Genomic DNA, 16463 nt, shown 5'->3' on the forward strand with positions numbered 1-16463 from the left:
GCAATATGATTTTTAATACCAACACAGCCGAAAAAACTGCCGAATTGCTTTTACAAATAAACGCAATTAAATTAAATTCTAAAAATCCTTTTACATGGGCTTCTGGATGGCAATCGCCTATTTATTGTGACAATAGAATAATCCTCTCATTTCCAGCTATTAGGAATTTTATCAGAGATGAATTTGCAAAAAATATTGAAGAGAAATTTGGCAAACCAGATGTTATTGCAGGTGTAGCAACAGGTGCAATAGGTGTAGGTATTCTTGTTGCAGAAGCTTTAGGATTACCTTTTGTATATGTTCGACCAGAACCAAAAAAGCACGGCAGACAAAACCAAGTGGAAGGATTTTTAGAAAAAGGGCAAAATGTAGTCGTAGTAGAAGATCTTATAAGTACAGGAGGTAGTAGTTTACAAGCTGTAGAAGCTCTTAGAAATGAAGGTGCAAATATAAAAGGAATGGCTGCTATTTTTACGTATGGATTTGATCTTTCAGTAGCACGTTTTAAAGAAGCCAATGTTACTCTTTTCACTTTAAGCAATTATGAAAATTTGATTCACGAAGCGGTAAACCGACAATATATAGATCAAGAAGAGATAGCAACATTGCAGGAATGGAGAAAAAGTCCGGCTACCTGGAATACTAATATTTAAAAATAAAATACCAAATAATGAACTTAGAAAGTACAAAAGTAGTAGTTGAGAAATCAGATGAATATATCTTTAATGCTTTAACTGATGTAAAGAATTTTGAAAAATTAATGCCAGAAAACATTGCAAAATTTGAAGTAATTGATGAGAATTGTTTTGAATTTGGTTTAAAAGGGATGCCAGAAATTAAATTAGTAAAAAAAGAAGCAAATCCAAATTCAAAAATTGTTTTAGGTGCTGCGTCTAGTAAATTACCTTTCACATTAACAGGAAATATCAATCCAGTTGCAGAAAATAAAACAGAAGTTCAATTATTCTTTGAAGGCGATTTCAATCCTATGATGGCTATGATGGTTAAAGGTCCTATTAGTAAATTTATTGAAACTTTAGCACAAAATATGCACAAATTGTAATTGGTTACAATCCAAATAACATTCTTTAAACTCCTGTCTCAAGCAGGAGTTTTTTTATTTAAATTTGAGAAAATATAAAAATAATGTTAGAGAAAATAAGTGTCCTATTTCTTTTATTTGCAGTTGTAGCAGAAATCATAGGGACAATTGGCGGTTTCGGGTCTTCCGTTTTTTTTGTTCCTTTAGCTAGTTTCTTTTTCGACTTTCAAACTGTACTTGGGTTAACGGCTGTCTTTCATTTGTCGAGTAATCTGAGTAAAATAGCTTTATTTAGAAAAGGTTTAGATAAAAAACTGCTATTATATATTGGATTGCCTTCTGTTATTTTTGTGATTATTGGAGGAATTTTAACTTCCTACCTAGACACGACTATATTAAAAATTATTTTAGCCTTATTTCTAGTTGGTTTTAGTTTGTTATTTCTTATAAAGAAAAAACTAGTGATAAAACCAGAACCTAAAGAATCAATTATTGGAGGATGTTTATCGGGCTTTACAGCGGGTTTATTAGGCACAGGAGGTGCAATTAGAGGAATAACGATGGCTGCTTTTAATTTAGAAAAATCTGTTTTTATTGCTACTTCTGCTACTATCGATTTTGCGATAGATTTTACACGCACAATTGTTTACTTTAAAAATGGATTTATTCATCAGCACGATTTAATTTATATCCCTTTTTTATTTGTTATAGGATTAATAGGTACTTATATTGGTAAATATATATTACAATTTATTCCACAAAATAAATTTAAACAAATTTCATTAGTCCTAATTTTCTTAATAGGAATTGTAATGGGAATACAAACCTTTATAAACTAAAAAAAGTGTTGAATAACTTCAACACTTTTGCCTTTTAGGGTGAAAGACGGGTCTCGAACCCGCGACCTTCGGAACCACAATCCGACGCTCTAACCAACTGAGCTACAATCACCATTTGGTATGCTTTTGAAAACTAATGTTCTTCTTATTTTGAATTGAGAATAAGTATAGCCTCATTTGCGAGTGCAAATATAGTAGTTTCCTTAAATCTGACAAAAAAAAATTAAACTTTTTTATATCAAATTTCCTAAACTACTGACAGCCAAATATCTTTCTACTGTAAAACCTTCAGCATATTCTACTCCTATGAGCCTTCCTAAGTCTTGTGCCCTATATTTTATAGAATCTAAAAAGTTTTTTGAGGTAATTGGCGTAACGGGTTCTTTGGAATTAGGGTCATAAAATTGAGTCCCATAAGCTAATACGCTTTCCATTTTTATATCTATATAACCTGTAATATCAACAGCAAAATCAGGTTCTATATTTTTCCATTGAATATAATGATATACCACCTTTGGTCTCCATGCCTTTTGATTTATGCCTTCTAATTGAGTTTCTATTTTAACTAAACCCGATAAAAAACAAGCATCACTAACGAGCTTACTTCCTTTTCCATGATCTATATGTCTGTCATCAATAGCATTACACAAAACAATTTCAGGTTGGTATTTACGAATCATTTTTATGATTTCCAATTGATGGTGTTCATCATTAACAAAAAACCCATCTCTAAATCCTAAATTTTCTCTAATACTTACTCCTAAAATAGTTGCAGCTGCTTGCGCTTCCGTATCTCTTATTTCAGCAGATCCTCGGGTTCCTAATTCTCCTCGGGTTAAATCGATAATTCCTACTTTTTTCCCAAGTGAAATTTCTTTTGCAATGGTTCCCGAACATCCTAATTCTACATCATCAGGATGGGCACCAAAAGCTAAAATATCTAATTTCATATTTCTATTTTTCAATTATATTACAGTGCATTAAAAAACTACACTTTTAACTTTTAACTTTTAACTTTTAACTTTTAACTTTTAACTTAATTATTCTTTGCATGATTCCTAATTTATTTTCTGTTTCAAAAAATTCCTTTTCCGGAACACTCTCATTTGTAATTCCGCAACCTACATAAAAATGAACCAATTCCTCTTCTATTTCAGCACATCTTAAATTTACAAATAATTTTTTTTTATCTTCATTCCATTCTCCTAAAAAACCAGAATAAAACTTTCTATCATAATTTTCATTTGCCAAAATAAATGATAAAGCGGATTCTTTTGGTAAACCACAAACTGCAGGAGTTGGATGCAAAACTTGCACGGTTTCCAATGCCTTTTGATCTGTCATCAATGTTGCATCTATAATCGTTTTAATATGAGCCAAATTACCCGCCTTAGCTGTAAATGGTTGAGAAACTTTTGTTTTAGTTACGCATGATTGTATTTTGGAAACAATATAATCGGTCACAAATTGTTGTTCTTGTTTTTCTTTTGCTTCCCAAATAATATCTTCTTTATATAATTGAGTTCCTGCCAAAGCAACCGTTTGTAGTTTATCACCGTTAATTTGTACCAATTGTTCTGGAGAAGCTCCCATCCACATTCCTATTTTAGGATGAAAGAAAAGATAACGAAATGCTGAAACATAAGTCTTTAATATTGATAAATATGAAGCTATAAAATCAACTTGTACAGGAATGGATACTTTTCTTGAAACTACTACTTTTGAAAAATGGTTTTCTTTTATATTTTGAATTGCTTTTGCAACCAATTCTTCAAAATTCGCTTTCTCATTTAAATTATAAGGTGTGCTTTCAAAAAGAGCTAAATTTGATTCATATTCTTGAATTTCACTTCTACAAACTGTACTTTTTTCTTTAGGAATAATAAATTTCTGATTTGAGTCAAATGCAACAAACACAAATCCGTCTTGCCCATGAAATGGGTACAAAGTATCTTCTGTCTGAAAATAAGCATTTAAAACATTACTATTAGGATTAGCAAAAAGGACAAAAGGTTTTTTATTCTGATAATTACTTTTTGCTTGAGCTATAATTTCTTGCATTACATTTTTCTTCTTGGTAATACCATATTGGTCAGTTTACAAAGAGAAATTAAGGCCTCATTTTCATCTACAATTCTTATTTCCCATAAATGAATGCTTCTTCCTTTATGAATAATTTTTGCTGTTGCATATACCATGCCTTCTCTTTTACTTTTTAAATGGTTCGCGCTAATTTCAATACCTCTAACCTCAAACTTTTCAGGATCAATAAACATAATGGAAGCTGCACTTCCTACGCTCTCTGCGAGAGCTACAGATGCTCCTCCATGCAATAATCCCATAGGTTGATGTACTCTTGGATTAACAGGCATTTTAGCTGTTAAAAAATCTTCTCCAGCATCTATATATTCTATTTCTAAAGTTTGCATCAGAGTGTTTTGAGATAAATTAGCACAAACTTTTAGTATTTCTTCTTTATTAAACATTGTTATTTATTTTCCACAAAAATACAAATTAATCCTATTTTAGATAGTATAAGAAAATAAGAATAATTTCGTTATTGTTTTAAAAATAGTACATTTACAAATCAAAAAATGGCTAATACTTTCTATTCAATGAAAAACTATTATTATATATTCTTACTATTATTGATTACCTTATTTTCTTGTAGAAATGATTTTGACTTTGAACCAAGTGTTGGAAATCTTTCTTTTTCTAAAGATACCGTTTACTTAGATACTGTCTTTACCAATATAGGTTCAAGTACTTACACTTTAAAAGTATACAACAATAGTGATAAAAATATTGCCATTCCAAAAATACAATTGGCTAACGGTTTAAATTCCAATTATCGTTTAATGGTAGATGGAATGCCAGGCAAAATATTTGAAAATGTAGAATTATTAGCGAATGATAGTTTATACGTTTTTATTGAAGTAACTGCTGATGTGGCAGATGCCAATCCTACCGATTTTTTATATACTGACCAAATTCATTTTGGTACAGATTCAAATTATCAAAAAGTGGAACTAGTCACATTAATTCAAGATGCTTATTTTATATATCCAGAACGCGTACAAAATCCAGACAATACCTACACATATGAAAACATTAGCTTGGGTATGGATGAAAATGGAAATCCGATTACAATTAAAGCTAGTATTCTTTCAGAAACAGATCCTATTAATGGTAATGAATTGCTTTGGAATAACTTAAAACCTTATGTTATTTATGGTTATGCAGTGGTACCTAATAATAAAACATTAGAAATAGCTGCAGGTGCAAGAATCCATTTCCATGCTGAATCGGGATTGATTATTGCTGACCAAGCTTCATTGAAGGCAAATGGTAGTTTATCTACTACTGAAACTCTAGAAAATGAAATTATTTTTGAAGGAGATCGCTTAGAACCCAATTTTTCAGAAGTACCAGGTCAATGGGGCACCATATGGTTTACTCTAGGAAGTACGGATAACATTTTAACAAATACAACCATAAAAAATGCAACCGTTGGTTTACTAATTTCTGGAAATGATGGAAGTACAAATCCTTCCTTAACCTTAAATAATGTTCAGGTTTACAATTGTAGTAATGTAGGTATTTTAGCTCGAACAGGTTTTATAAATGGAAAAAACATTGTTTCCAATAATTGTGGGGAAGCTGGTTTAGCCTGCACATTTGGTGGAAATTATGATTTTAAACAATGTACTTTTGCAAATTATTGGCCTACACCTGGACAAAATTCAGTATATATTGACGATTATGATGGAGCTCCAGAATATACTCTAAATGCCATTTTTGAAAATTGCATCGTTTATGGCTCTTCAAATTATGCTTTAACTTTTGAAAAACAAGGGGCTGACTCCAATTTTAATTATCAATTTAATAATTGCTTGATTCGTTTTAATGATTTTAATAATCAATTTACAAATGACCCACTGTATCAATTTAATGGCTCAAAATATTCAGATTGCTTGATTGCTACAACTACTTCAACAAATAACCCTAATTTTAAAAACCCAATAAAAAATGACTTTAGGATTGAAGAAAATGGAACGGGTATCAATCAAGGAGTTAATTTAACGCCAAATTTCGATGATATTTTGGGTAATCCTAGACCCACTCCTACAAACTTAAACCCAGATATAGGAGCATATCAATTTACAAATTAATTGTATTATTGTAAATTTTTTAAACATTTACTATGTTTTTACACATTTTTTTAAACATATCTTAGTTGTGAATAATTTTTAGTATATTTGGTTAAACAACCTAAATAACTATCATTATGAAAACAACTTTACCCTTATTACTCGTTTTTATAAGTTTAATATCTTGTAAAGATATTACACCTAAATCGGAAGGTGAATACAATTTAGAAATTCCTGAAGTAGTGGTTCAAAACGATCTTCCTCCTGATTCTGCAACAGTTAGTAAAGCTTGGGAAAAACACATGACTCCATCAAAAACTCATGAAATTATGACAAGAGATAATGGTCAATGGGAAGAAAAAATTACCATGTGGGCACATAGAAAGAGCGAACCTACCACACATACATTAGCTGTTGAAAATAAAATGATTTTAGGAGGTAGATATCAACAATCTACACACAAGGGTGATATCATGGGAATGCCTTTTGAAGGTGTCAGCACTCTTGCTTACGACAATACAGCACAAGAGTATATTTCTACTTGGATTGACAATATGGGAACAGGCATTCTTGTTATGAAAGGTCAGTTTAATAGTGATACAAAATCTATTAATATGGAGGGAATTACTGTAGATCCATTAACGAGAAAAGAGAAAAAAATAAAAGAAATTTTTACTTATGTAGATGATAATACTCAAAAAATGGAAATGTTTGATACCGATTACGATGGCAAAGAGTTTAAAAGTATGGAAGCTATTTTAAAAAGAAAGTAATATATAAAATATAAAAAACAATCCCTTTTTAATATTAATAAATTATTAACAAGTATGTTAATAAATTAATAATACGTTAATTTTAGATTTGAAATTAGTATTTAGATTTGCTAAGTAACTAACAAACAACAAACAATGAAAAAAATTAACGTATTATTTGCAATTTTTATTGCGTCATTTTCTTTTTCTCAAGCACCTAGTGGCTATTATTCTACCGCAACTGGAACTGGATATACACTAAAAACCCAATTATATAATATTATAAAAAATCATACCGATAGAGGGTATAGTGGTCTTTGGACAACATATAATACATCGGATAGAGATCATCAAAATGAAAATGACAACACCATTTTCGATTTATACTCTGAAATTCAAAACGGTAAAGATCCTTACAATTATAACTATGGTACAAATCAGTGTGGCACATACTCTGGTGAAGGAAATTGTTACAATAGAGAGCATATGATTCCACAGTCTGTATTTAATTCATCCTCACCAATGGTTTCTGATGCCCATTTTATTACACCTACTGATGGTTATGTAAATGGTATTCGCTCAAATTACCCACATGGTAAAGTGGCTACTGCAAGCAGAACAACAAGAAATGGGAGTAAATTAGGTTCTAGTGCTATTTCTGGTTATAGCGGAACTGTTTTTGAACCAGTAGACGCTTTTAAAGGCGATATTGCAAGAATGTATTTTTATTTTGCAACAAGGTATCAAAATACTGTTGCCAATTATAATTATGATATGTTCAACAAAACTAGTAATCAAGTTTTTACAACTCCTTTTTTAAATATGCTTTTAGCATGGCATGCACAAGACCCTGTGAGTGCAAGAGAAATAGAACGAAATAATGCTATTTATGCTAGACAAGGAAATAGAAATCCTTTTATAGACAACCCAAATTATGTAAACACTATTTGGGGAGGTTCTTCAAGTGGTGGTGGGTCTACTGGTGGTGGATCAACAACAACTAAAAGTGATTTGTATTTTTCTGAATATATTGAAGGATCTTCTAATAATAAAGCCTTAGAAATTAAAAATGAAACGGGAAATTCAAAAAGTTTATCTGGTTATGTTATTAAAAAACAAACAAACGGTGCGGGCTCATGGAGTTCTGGTCTTTCTTTATCGGGTTCATTAGCAAACAATGGAAAATTTGTTATTGTAAACAGCTTAATTTCATCTACTTGTTTCAACAAATCTAGTGCAAACATTTCAACTACGGCAACAGAATTAACTTTCAATGGTAATGATGCTGTAGGTTTATTTAAAAATGGAGTGTTGATTGATATCATCGGTACTTTTAATGGTGGTTCATCCAATTTTGCTGCTGATGTTACACTGAGGAGAAAATCGACTGCCACAGCTCCAAAAACAAGCTATAGCAGTTCCGATTGGGATAATTATGCTACCAATACATGTAATGGATTGGGAAATAGAATTTCGCAACAAGAAAGTGAAAAAGAAAAAGAAAACACATTTGAAATAAAAGCTTATCCAAATCCTAATAGAGGAGCCTTTACTATCGATTTTAGTACCAATGAATCCTTATTCTTAATTGAAATTTATTCTCCTTTAGGTCAAAAAATAATTGAAAAAACAGTTGAAAAACAAAATCAAATACAAATAGAAAACCTACAAAAGGGAATGTATTATGTAACTATTTCTAATACAAATACAAATAAAATGATGCGTATTATTGTTGAATAATCACATCGCTTAAAACGATAAAAACCTATCATTTATTAATGATAGGTTTTTTTGTTATTAAGTTGGTAAAATTATACTTTGAACTTCAACTTTTTTAAAATAAATTTGCAACATCAACAACAACATCTGTGGTAAACTGAATTAATTTAGAATACCATAGAATAAAACAATACAACACAATGATTCATTTCTTCGGAAACGAAAGTGCAACTGTTTTTGCTGTACAAACGCAAAACGAACTTTCGGCAGAAAACATTTCAAAACTTAATTGGCTTTTTGGGAATACAAATAAAATAGAGAAATCCGTACTTGCGGATTTTTTTGTTGGACCAAGAGCAACTATGATTACACCTTGGAGTACTAATGCTGTTGAAATTACTCAAAATATGGGTATCAATGGTATTCTTCGAATTGAAGAATTTCAAAAAGTGACAGCAGATTTTTCAGATTTTGACCCCATGTTATCACAAAAATACGAAGGGTTAAATCAAACTATTTATACCATCAATATACAACCAGAGCCTATTCTAGAAATTGATGATATAGCACAATACAATCAAACGGAAGGTTTGGCTTTAAATGAAGAAGAAATCGAATATCTCAATAACTTATCCTTGAAAATTGGTAGAAAATTAACCGACTCGGAAGTATTTGCCTTTTCTCAAGCAAATTCGGAGCATTGTCGTCATAAAATTTTTAATGGAACCTTTATTATTGATGGATTAGAAAAAGAAACTTCTTTATTCAAATTAATCAAAAAAACTTCTGCTGAAAACCCGAATGATATTGTTTCAGCCTATAAAGATAATGTCGCCTTTATTAAAGGACCAAAAACGGAACAATTTGCTCCTAAATCGGCAGACAAACCCGATTTTTATGAGAAAAAAGAGTTTGAATCGGTACTTTCTTTAAAAGCCGAAACCCATAATTTCCCTACTACTGTAGAACCTTTCAATGGTGCAGCTACAGGTTCGGGAGGAGAAATTCGTGACCGATTGGCAGGTGGGCAAGGTTCTATTCCTTTAGCAGGAACAGCTGTTTATATGACATCTTATTCTCGTTTAACCAATAACAGAAGTTATGAAAACGGTATGGCTGAGAGAAAATGGTTGTATCAAACTCCTATGGATATTTTGATTAAAGCTTCTAATGGAGCTTCTGACTTTGGTAATAAATTTGGTCAACCATTAATCACAGGTTCAATATTAACCTTTGAACATGAAGAAGAAGCGCGCAAATTAGGCTATGATAAAGTCATTATGCAAGCAGGTGGAATTGGGTACGGAAAATTAGATCAAGCCATCAAAAAGAAACCACAAACAGGAGATAAAATTGTCATTTTAGGAGGTGAAAATTATAGAATTGGAATGGGTGGCGCAGCTGTTTCTTCAGCAGATACTGGTGCTTTTAGCTCTGGCATCGAATTAAATGCTATTCAACGTTCTAATCCAGAAATGCAAAAAAGAGCAGCTAACGCTATTCGTGGTTTAGTAGAAAGTGATACTAATCCTATTGTTTCCATTCATGATCATGGTGCGGGCGGTCACTTAAACTGCTTATCAGAATTAGTAGAAGAAACGGGTGGTTTAATTGATTTAGATCAATTGCCTGTTGGTGATCCTACCCTTTCGGCTAAAGAAATTATTGGTAATGAATCTCAAGAAAGAATGGGGCTAGTTATTGGTAAAGAAAACATAGAAACTTTGGAACGTATTGCAGAAAGAGAGCGTGCTCCAATGTATCAAGTAGGTGATGTAACGGGTGATCATCGTTTTACTTTTGAAAGCAAAACTACAGGTGCCAAACCAATGGATTATGCTTTAGAGGATTTCTTTGGAAGTTCACCAAAAACCATCATGACCGATTCTACTGTAAAAAGAAACTATACTGAAATCGATTATTCGCAAGATAACATACCAGCTTACCTTGAAGAAATCTTAAAGTTAGAAGCAGTTGCGTGTAAAGACTGGTTAACCAATAAAGTAGATCGTTGTGTGGGTGGAAAAGTAGCCAAACAACAATGTGCTGGACCTTTACAATTACCGTTAAACAATGTAGGTGTAATGGCCTTAGATTATAAAGGAAAAGAAGGAATTGCTACTTCAATTGGTCACGCTCCTATTGCTGCCCTAATTAATCCAAAAGCAGGAAGTAGAAATGCCATTGCTGAAGCCCTATCTAACATTGTTTTTGCCCCTTTAAAAGATAATTTACAAAGTGTGTCTTTATCTGCTAATTGGATGTGGCCTTGTAAAAATGAAGGAGAAGATGCTCGTTTATATGAAGCTGTGGAAGCGTGTTCACAATTTGCAATTGAATTAGGAATTAATATCCCAACGGGTAAAGATTCGCTTTCAATGAAACAGAAATATCCAAACGATGAAGTTATTGCTCCTGGTACCGTTATTATTTCGGCAATAGGGAATTGTAACGACATTACTAAAGTAGTAGAACCTGTTTTTCAAAAAGACAAAGGTTCAGTATATTATATTAATTTATCACAAGATTCTTTTAAATTAGGTGGTAGTTCATTTGCTCAAACACAAAATAAAATCGGTTCTGAAACACCTACCATTGTAGATAGTAACTTCTTCAAAAAAGCATTTAATGCTATTCAAGAAGCTATTAAAGCGAATACCATTGTTGCTGGTCATGATATTGGAAGTGGTGGTTTAATTACTACTTTATTAGAAATGTGTTTTGCTGATCTTAATTTAGGAGCCAACTTAAATTTGAGTTCGCTAAGCGAAACCGATCTAGTAAAAGTACTGTTCTCAGAAAATATTGGAATTGTTTTACAAGCTAATGAAGATATGGCGTTTGAAAAAGCAATGGAAGGTATTGAAATTTTTAAATTAGGAAAGGTAACAAACACACCAAATTTAATTATTAACGAATTCAATTTCAATATTAATCAATATAGAGAAATATGGTTTGAAACCTCTTTCCTACTCGATCAAAAACAAACTAAAAACGGAAAATCGTTAGAACGTTTTGAAAATTTTGCAAACCAACCTTTACAGTATACTTTCCCAAATCACTTTACTGGTTTAGCTCCTGTCGTTTCTGGAGAAACAAGGCCAAAAGCAGCCGTTATTCGTGAAAAAGGTAGTAATTCGGAGCGTGAAATGGCTAATGCGATGTATTTAGCAGGTTTTGATGTAAAAGATGTACACATGACCGATTTAATTTCGGGACGTGAAACGTTAGAAGACATTCAATTTATTGGTGCTGTAGGGGGATTTTCAAATTCTGACGTTTTAGGAAGTGCTAAAGGTTGGGCCGGAGCCTTTTTATACAATGAAAAAGCCAATACCGCTTTAAAGAATTTCTTTAAACGTGAAGACACTTTATCGGTGGGTATTTGTAATGGTTGCCAATTAATGATGGAATTAGAGTTAATTCATCCAGAGCACGAAGTACATGGTAAAATGTTGCATAATGAATCTCATAAACACGAAAGTGGTTTTACTTCCGTAACCATACAAGAAAACAATTCGATCATGTTAAAAACCTTAGCAGGAAGTACCTTAGGTGTTTGGATTTCACATGGAGAAGGGAAATTCAATTTACCCTATAGTGAAGAACAATACAATATTGTGGCCAAATATGGTTATGAAGGCTATCCAGCTAATCCAAATGGTTCCGATTACAATGCAGCGATGTTGTGTGACAATACAGGAAGACATTTAGTCATGATGCCACACATTGAGCGTTCAACCTTCCCTTGGAACTGGGCACATTATCCAAAAGACAGAAACGATCAAGTTTCTCCATGGATAGAAGCTTTTGTAAATGCAAGAGAATGGATTGAAAGAAGAAAATAAGAGTTTTAAAATAAAAATACAAACAGCCTCAATGTTAACATTGAGGCTGATTTCTTTTACAAACAACCTTGATAACTGTATTCTAAATTCCTACATTTGGTAAAACAAAAAAATCATAAAATGAAAATAATAATTTTAGCCTTTCTTTGCCTTGGTCTTACTATTTCATGTCAGAACAAAAAGGAGAACCAACTTACAAATGCAGATAAAATAATTGGTACTTGGAAATTATTAACTGGAACAACCATAACTCAAACTGATACATCGATAGTTGATTATACCAAGGACCAAAAGTTAATTAAAATTATTACTCCTACTCATTTTTCATTTTTAAGGCATGATTTAAATAATGGAAAAGACTCTTCGGCAATTTTTGTAGCTGGTGGCGGAAAAGCAAAAATTACAAATGATACTTATATAGAATATCTTCAATTTTGCAATTTTAGAGATTGGGAAAATGGTACTTTTGAATTTGAGTACACTATAAAAAATGATACTCTAACCATTAAAGGTGTTGAAAAAATAGAAAAATTAGGTGTTAATCATCTCACTATCGAATCTTATATTAGAGAACAATGATGCGTTAAATTTGTCATAATTTTACAAATATTCAAACGGTAGTCTGTAACATTTCAGTTGAAAACATGTCCTATGTTTAATCAATCAAAATTAAAGCAAAAAAAACAAAGCGCTTTAAAAACTAAAATTTACATTCTATGAAAACAAAAAATCTAATTATTTTACTACTTATGAGTATTACCACACAAGCCCAACAGTTTGTTGGAGATTGGAAAGGAACACTAGATGTGCAAGGAATGAAACTAGAAGTTATTTTTCATATTGCACAAAAAGATAACAATTTCACCACAACTATGGATGTACCTATGCAAGGTGCATCTGGAGTGCCAATTGATAAAACAGAAGTTAACAACAATCAAATTACCTTAAAAGCGGCAGCTTTAGGTATCCAATTTAATGGTGAACTAAAAAATAAAGAAATTATAGGTGAATTTCACCAAGCAGGTATGAATTTACCATTAACGCTAACTTCTTTTGAAAGTAAATTACCTGGTAACACTGCTTTACCTTCGTCTAAGGAAGAATTAGCACAATTAAAATCATACGACAAAGGCAACTATAAGTATTCCGTATCTGATTATTTTGCGAGACCAAAAGCATCGGGTTTCCAATTGTCACCAAACGGTAAATACATGTCGTATCGTGAAAAAGACGAGAATAACAAACGTCATGTCTACGTAAAAGAATTGGCTACCGGAAAAGTTCAAAGAGCCATTGAAGAAAAAGAGGAATTGGTTCGAGGTTATGGTTGGATCAATGACGAACGCCTATTTTTTGCAATGGACAAAGGTGGTGATGAAAATTATCATGTGTATGCTGTAAATTTGGATGGTAGTAACTTAAAAGACCTTACTCCTTTTGATGGTGTTCAAGCAAGTATTCAAAATATCTTAAAAGAACAAAAAGATTACATTATCGTTTCGATGAACAAAAACAACAAACAAGTTTTTGAGCCTTTTAAATTAAATATTGTTACTGGAGCTTTAGAACAATTGTATAAAAATGAGGATATAGCCAACCCTATTCAAGGCTATGAATTTGATAAAGATGGAAATCTTAGAGGTTACAGTAAATTAGTGAATGGCGTACAAAATCAATTGTTTTACAAAGACAATAAAACAGGAGAATTCAAATTACACACTACTACAAACTGGGATGATACGTTTGGAATTATCAGTTTTAATTATGCTTCAAAAAACAAAGATGAAGCGTATGTCCTTACCAATTTAGATAGCGACAAGACTCGAATTGTTTTATACGATTTGGCTACCAAAAAAATAATTAAAGAAGTTTTTTCCAACCCAACATTTGATGTGAGCGGTTTAAACTTATCTCGTAAAAGAAACTACGAAATTGATAATTTTTCGTATGAAGGAGAAAAAAACGAGATTATCCCTGTAAGTAAATTATACAAAGAAATTTATGGCTTAATGGAAAAAGAATTTCCTAATAAAGAAGCCTATATTGTAGATAAAGATGATAATGAAACACAATTTTTAGTTATTGTTCAAAGTGATAAATTATATGGTACGTATTATCAATACGATGCAAAAACTAAAAAATTCAAACTTTTATACGATTTAATGCCACAGCTTAAAGAAGCAGATATGGCAGAAATGAGACCTATCAAATTTACTAGTCGAGATGGAAAAACGATTTATGGATACATTACATTACCCAAAGAAGCTTTACAAGGTAAAAAAGTACCATTAATTGTAAATCCTCATGGTGGTCCGCAAGGAGTAAGAGATTCTTGGGGTTTTAATCCAGAAACCCAATTATTTGCGAGTCGTGGTTATGCTACTTTACAAGTAAACTTCAGAATTTCTGGTGGTTATGGAAAAGACTTTTTACGTGCAGGTTTCAAGCAAATTGGTAGACAATTAATGGATGATGTAGAAGATGGCGTGGCTTATGCAATTAAACAAGGTTGGGTAGACAAAGATAAAATTGCCATTTATGGTGGTAGTCACGGTGGTTATGCTACCTTAATGGGATTAGTAAAAACACCCGATTTATATGCTTGCGGTGTAAACTATGTTGGAGTTTCTAACATTTTCACTTTCTTCGATTCGTTTCCAGAATATTGGAAACCTTATAAAGAAATCGTAAAAGAAATTTGGTATGACTTAGAAGATCCAAAAGAAGCGGCAATTGCTAAAGAAGTATCTCCTGTTTTCCAAATTAACAAAATTAAAAAGCCATTATTTGTGATTCAGGGAGCAAATGATCCTCGTGTCAATATTTCAGAATCAGATCAAATTGTAACAGGTTTAAGAGCCAAAGGTTTTGAAGTACCTTATATGGTAAAATACGATGAAGGTCACGGATTTCATAAGGAAGAAAATTCGATTGATATGTATGAAGCTACTTTAGGATTTTTAGCTAAAAATTTGAAAAAGTAAGCAATAAATAACTTGATACAACATGAGGCAATTTCCAAAATGAAATTGCCTCTACTTTTAAAATTAATTTATCTTTATAAATAAAAAAATGGAGCAAAAAATAGAAATCCCATTAAGTAAGAAGAAAATGCTTTTATCTCTAACTGGTAGCATTTTATTTGTATTCTTAGGAATATGGTTTATACTTCAACCGGAACAATTGAGTCATGGTCCTTTAAGAAGTCCTATTTTAGTTACAATTGTAGGCGTAGTAAGCATTTTATTTTTTGGAGCTATTGCGATTGTTATACTCAAAAAAATGAAAGGAAATCCTATTGGTTTAACCCTTTCCTCAGAAGGTATAATCGATAATTCGAGTGGTGTTTCAAGTGGTCTAATTCTCTGGAACGATGTGGTTGATATTAGCACTACCACAGTAGTGAACCAAAAGTTTGTATTAATTCTCACAAAAAATCCAGACATCTATATTAATAGGCAAACGCAAATTTTAAAGAAAAAAACCATGCAAATGAACTATAAATCCTATGGTTCCCCGATTTGTATTTCTGCGAATGCTTTACAAATCAATTTTGAAGATTTACATCAAATGGTTTTGGATTATTTTTCTCAATACAAAACGGTTGCTTCATGAATGTAGTCAGAAGACAATTAACCTTATTTTTAACCGAACAAAATCAAATTATTGAAGAAATAAGAGCTACTTATAATCCAAAGCAATTTGAATTAATTAAAGCACATGTTACCCTTTGCAGAGAAGATGAAATAGAAAATAATCTGGAAGAAGTAATTCAAAATTGCCATAATTTACATTGGCACAAACCTATATCGATTCATTTTAACCCACCCGAACGCTTTTCAGAAGGTAAAGGGGTTTTTATTTCTGGAAATGAAACCAATACAGATTTTGAAACCTTACGAAAAAATATTTTACAAAAAAATAGCCTAAAAAAACATGTTCCTCATATTACGCTCATTCATCCTAGAAATGGAACTTGTACAGACACAATTTTTGAAGTTATACAATCTAAAGAATTTCCAAGTAGTATTAATTTTTATACCCTTGCTTTAATCAAACAAACTGGAAATGAAAAATGGAAAATTCTAGAAGAATTCCTCATTACAACATAA

14 protein-coding genes and 1 tRNA gene are annotated in these 16463 nt (G+C 31.7%); 11 read left to right on the forward strand and 4 right to left on the reverse strand.

The window, feature by feature from the left end:
* Nucleotides 1–5 precede the first annotated feature (5 nt).
* The 3 genes from pyrE to CX675_RS15920 all read left to right on the forward strand — a co-directional run bounded on the left by pyrE (nt 6) and on the right by CX675_RS15920 (nt 1881).
* Nucleotides 6–653, forward strand: a complete 648-nt coding sequence (gene pyrE / locus CX675_RS15910) for an orotate phosphoribosyltransferase (protein WP_130736245.1) — start codon at nt 6–8, stop codon at nt 651–653.
* A 17-nt stretch (nt 654–670) separates the two neighbouring features.
* On the forward strand, nt 671–1063 hold the full coding sequence (locus tag CX675_RS15915; protein WP_130736246.1) for an SRPBCC family protein: 393 nt from the start codon (nt 671–673) through the stop codon (nt 1061–1063).
* Nucleotides 1064–1146: 83 nt separating this feature from the next.
* Complete coding sequence (locus CX675_RS15920; RefSeq protein WP_130736247.1) at nt 1147–1881, forward strand: sulfite exporter TauE/SafE family protein; 735 nt, start codon at nt 1147–1149, stop codon at nt 1879–1881.
* Nucleotides 1882–1918: 37 nt separating this feature from the next.
* Here the strand turns inward: CX675_RS15920 and CX675_RS15925 are convergent.
* From CX675_RS15925 to CX675_RS15940, 4 genes are all read right to left on the reverse strand, one after another.
* Nucleotides 1919–1994 (reverse strand) — tRNA-His (locus CX675_RS15925).
* 120 nt (nt 1995–2114) lie between these two features.
* Nucleotides 2115–2831 (reverse strand): bacillithiol biosynthesis deacetylase BshB1, encoded by a 717-nt coding sequence (gene bshB1 / locus CX675_RS15930; RefSeq protein WP_130736248.1) that lies wholly within the window; start codon nt 2829–2831, stop codon nt 2115–2117.
* Nucleotides 2832–2898: 67 nt separating this feature from the next.
* Nucleotides 2899–3942 (reverse strand): isochorismate synthase, encoded by a 1044-nt coding sequence (locus CX675_RS15935; RefSeq protein ID WP_130736249.1) that lies wholly within the window; start codon nt 3940–3942, stop codon nt 2899–2901.
* Nucleotides 3942–4367, reverse strand: coding sequence for a PaaI family thioesterase (locus tag CX675_RS15940; protein WP_130736250.1), 426 nt, complete (start codon nt 4365–4367; stop codon nt 3942–3944). The genes CX675_RS15935 and CX675_RS15940 overlap by 1 nt, the downstream gene beginning before the upstream one ends.
* A gap of 108 nt (nt 4368–4475) precedes the next feature.
* Between CX675_RS15940 and CX675_RS15945 the strand changes: the two genes are divergently transcribed.
* From CX675_RS15945 to CX675_RS15980, 8 genes are all read left to right on the forward strand, one after another.
* The gene (locus CX675_RS15945) at nt 4476–6053 is read left to right on the forward strand and encodes a hypothetical protein (RefSeq protein ID WP_240723666.1); all 1578 of its coding nucleotides are present in this window, start codon (nt 4476–4478) and stop codon (nt 6051–6053) included.
* 116 nt (nt 6054–6169) lie between these two features.
* Nucleotides 6170–6805, forward strand: coding sequence for a DUF1579 domain-containing protein (locus tag CX675_RS15950; RefSeq protein WP_130736251.1), 636 nt, complete (start codon nt 6170–6172; stop codon nt 6803–6805).
* Between the two features lie 135 nt (nt 6806–6940).
* The gene (locus CX675_RS15955) at nt 6941–8524 is read left to right on the forward strand and encodes an endonuclease (RefSeq protein WP_130736252.1); all 1584 of its coding nucleotides are present in this window, start codon (nt 6941–6943) and stop codon (nt 8522–8524) included.
* A gap of 179 nt (nt 8525–8703) precedes the next feature.
* A complete protein-coding gene (gene purL / locus CX675_RS15960) occupies nt 8704–12351 on the forward strand; it encodes a phosphoribosylformylglycinamidine synthase (protein ID WP_130736253.1) in 3648 nt (1215 codons plus the stop codon).
* A gap of 120 nt (nt 12352–12471) precedes the next feature.
* Nucleotides 12472–12930 (forward strand): hypothetical protein, encoded by a 459-nt coding sequence (locus CX675_RS15965; protein WP_130736254.1) that lies wholly within the window; start codon nt 12472–12474, stop codon nt 12928–12930.
* Between the two features lie 137 nt (nt 12931–13067).
* Complete coding sequence (locus CX675_RS15970; protein ID WP_130736255.1) at nt 13068–15335, forward strand: S9 family peptidase; 2268 nt, start codon at nt 13068–13070, stop codon at nt 15333–15335.
* 88 nt (nt 15336–15423) lie between these two features.
* Complete coding sequence (locus CX675_RS15975) at nt 15424–15966, forward strand: STM3941 family protein (RefSeq protein WP_130736256.1); 543 nt, start codon at nt 15424–15426, stop codon at nt 15964–15966.
* The gene (locus CX675_RS15980; RefSeq protein ID WP_130736257.1) at nt 15963–16463 is read left to right on the forward strand and encodes a 2'-5' RNA ligase family protein; all 501 of its coding nucleotides are present in this window, start codon (nt 15963–15965) and stop codon (nt 16461–16463) included. The genes CX675_RS15975 and CX675_RS15980 overlap by 4 nt, the downstream gene beginning before the upstream one ends.

This window comes from Flavobacterium sp. J27 (genome assembly GCF_004303025.1).
Lineage (GTDB): Bacteria > Bacteroidota > Bacteroidia > Flavobacteriales > Flavobacteriaceae > Flavobacterium.

Coding starts and splice junctions, on each gene's coding strand:
- pyrE (WP_130736245.1), top strand. CDS start 6: ATGATTTTTAATACCAACACAGCCGAAAAAACTGCCGAATTGCTTTTA.
- CX675_RS15915 (WP_130736246.1), top strand. CDS start 671: ATGAACTTAGAAAGTACAAAAGTAGTAGTTGAGAAATCAGATGAATAT.
- CX675_RS15920 (WP_130736247.1), top strand. CDS start 1,147: ATGTTAGAGAAAATAAGTGTCCTATTTCTTTTATTTGCAGTTGTAGCA.
- bshB1 (WP_130736248.1), bottom strand. CDS start 2,831: ATGAAATTAGATATTTTAGCTTTTGGTGCCCATCCTGATGATGTAGAA.
- CX675_RS15935 (WP_130736249.1), bottom strand. CDS start 3,942: ATGCAAGAAATTATAGCTCAAGCAAAAAGTAATTATCAGAATAAAAAA.
- CX675_RS15940 (WP_130736250.1), bottom strand. CDS start 4,367: ATGTTTAATAAAGAAGAAATACTAAAAGTTTGTGCTAATTTATCTCAA.
- CX675_RS15945 (WP_240723666.1), top strand. CDS start 4,476: ATGGCTAATACTTTCTATTCAATGAAAAACTATTATTATATATTCTTA.
- CX675_RS15950 (WP_130736251.1), top strand. CDS start 6,170: ATGAAAACAACTTTACCCTTATTACTCGTTTTTATAAGTTTAATATCT.
- CX675_RS15955 (WP_130736252.1), top strand. CDS start 6,941: ATGAAAAAAATTAACGTATTATTTGCAATTTTTATTGCGTCATTTTCT.
- purL (WP_130736253.1), top strand. CDS start 8,704: ATGATTCATTTCTTCGGAAACGAAAGTGCAACTGTTTTTGCTGTACAA.
- CX675_RS15965 (WP_130736254.1), top strand. CDS start 12,472: ATGAAAATAATAATTTTAGCCTTTCTTTGCCTTGGTCTTACTATTTCA.
- CX675_RS15970 (WP_130736255.1), top strand. CDS start 13,068: ATGAAAACAAAAAATCTAATTATTTTACTACTTATGAGTATTACCACA.
- CX675_RS15975 (WP_130736256.1), top strand. CDS start 15,424: ATGGAGCAAAAAATAGAAATCCCATTAAGTAAGAAGAAAATGCTTTTA.
- CX675_RS15980 (WP_130736257.1), top strand. CDS start 15,963: ATGAATGTAGTCAGAAGACAATTAACCTTATTTTTAACCGAACAAAAT.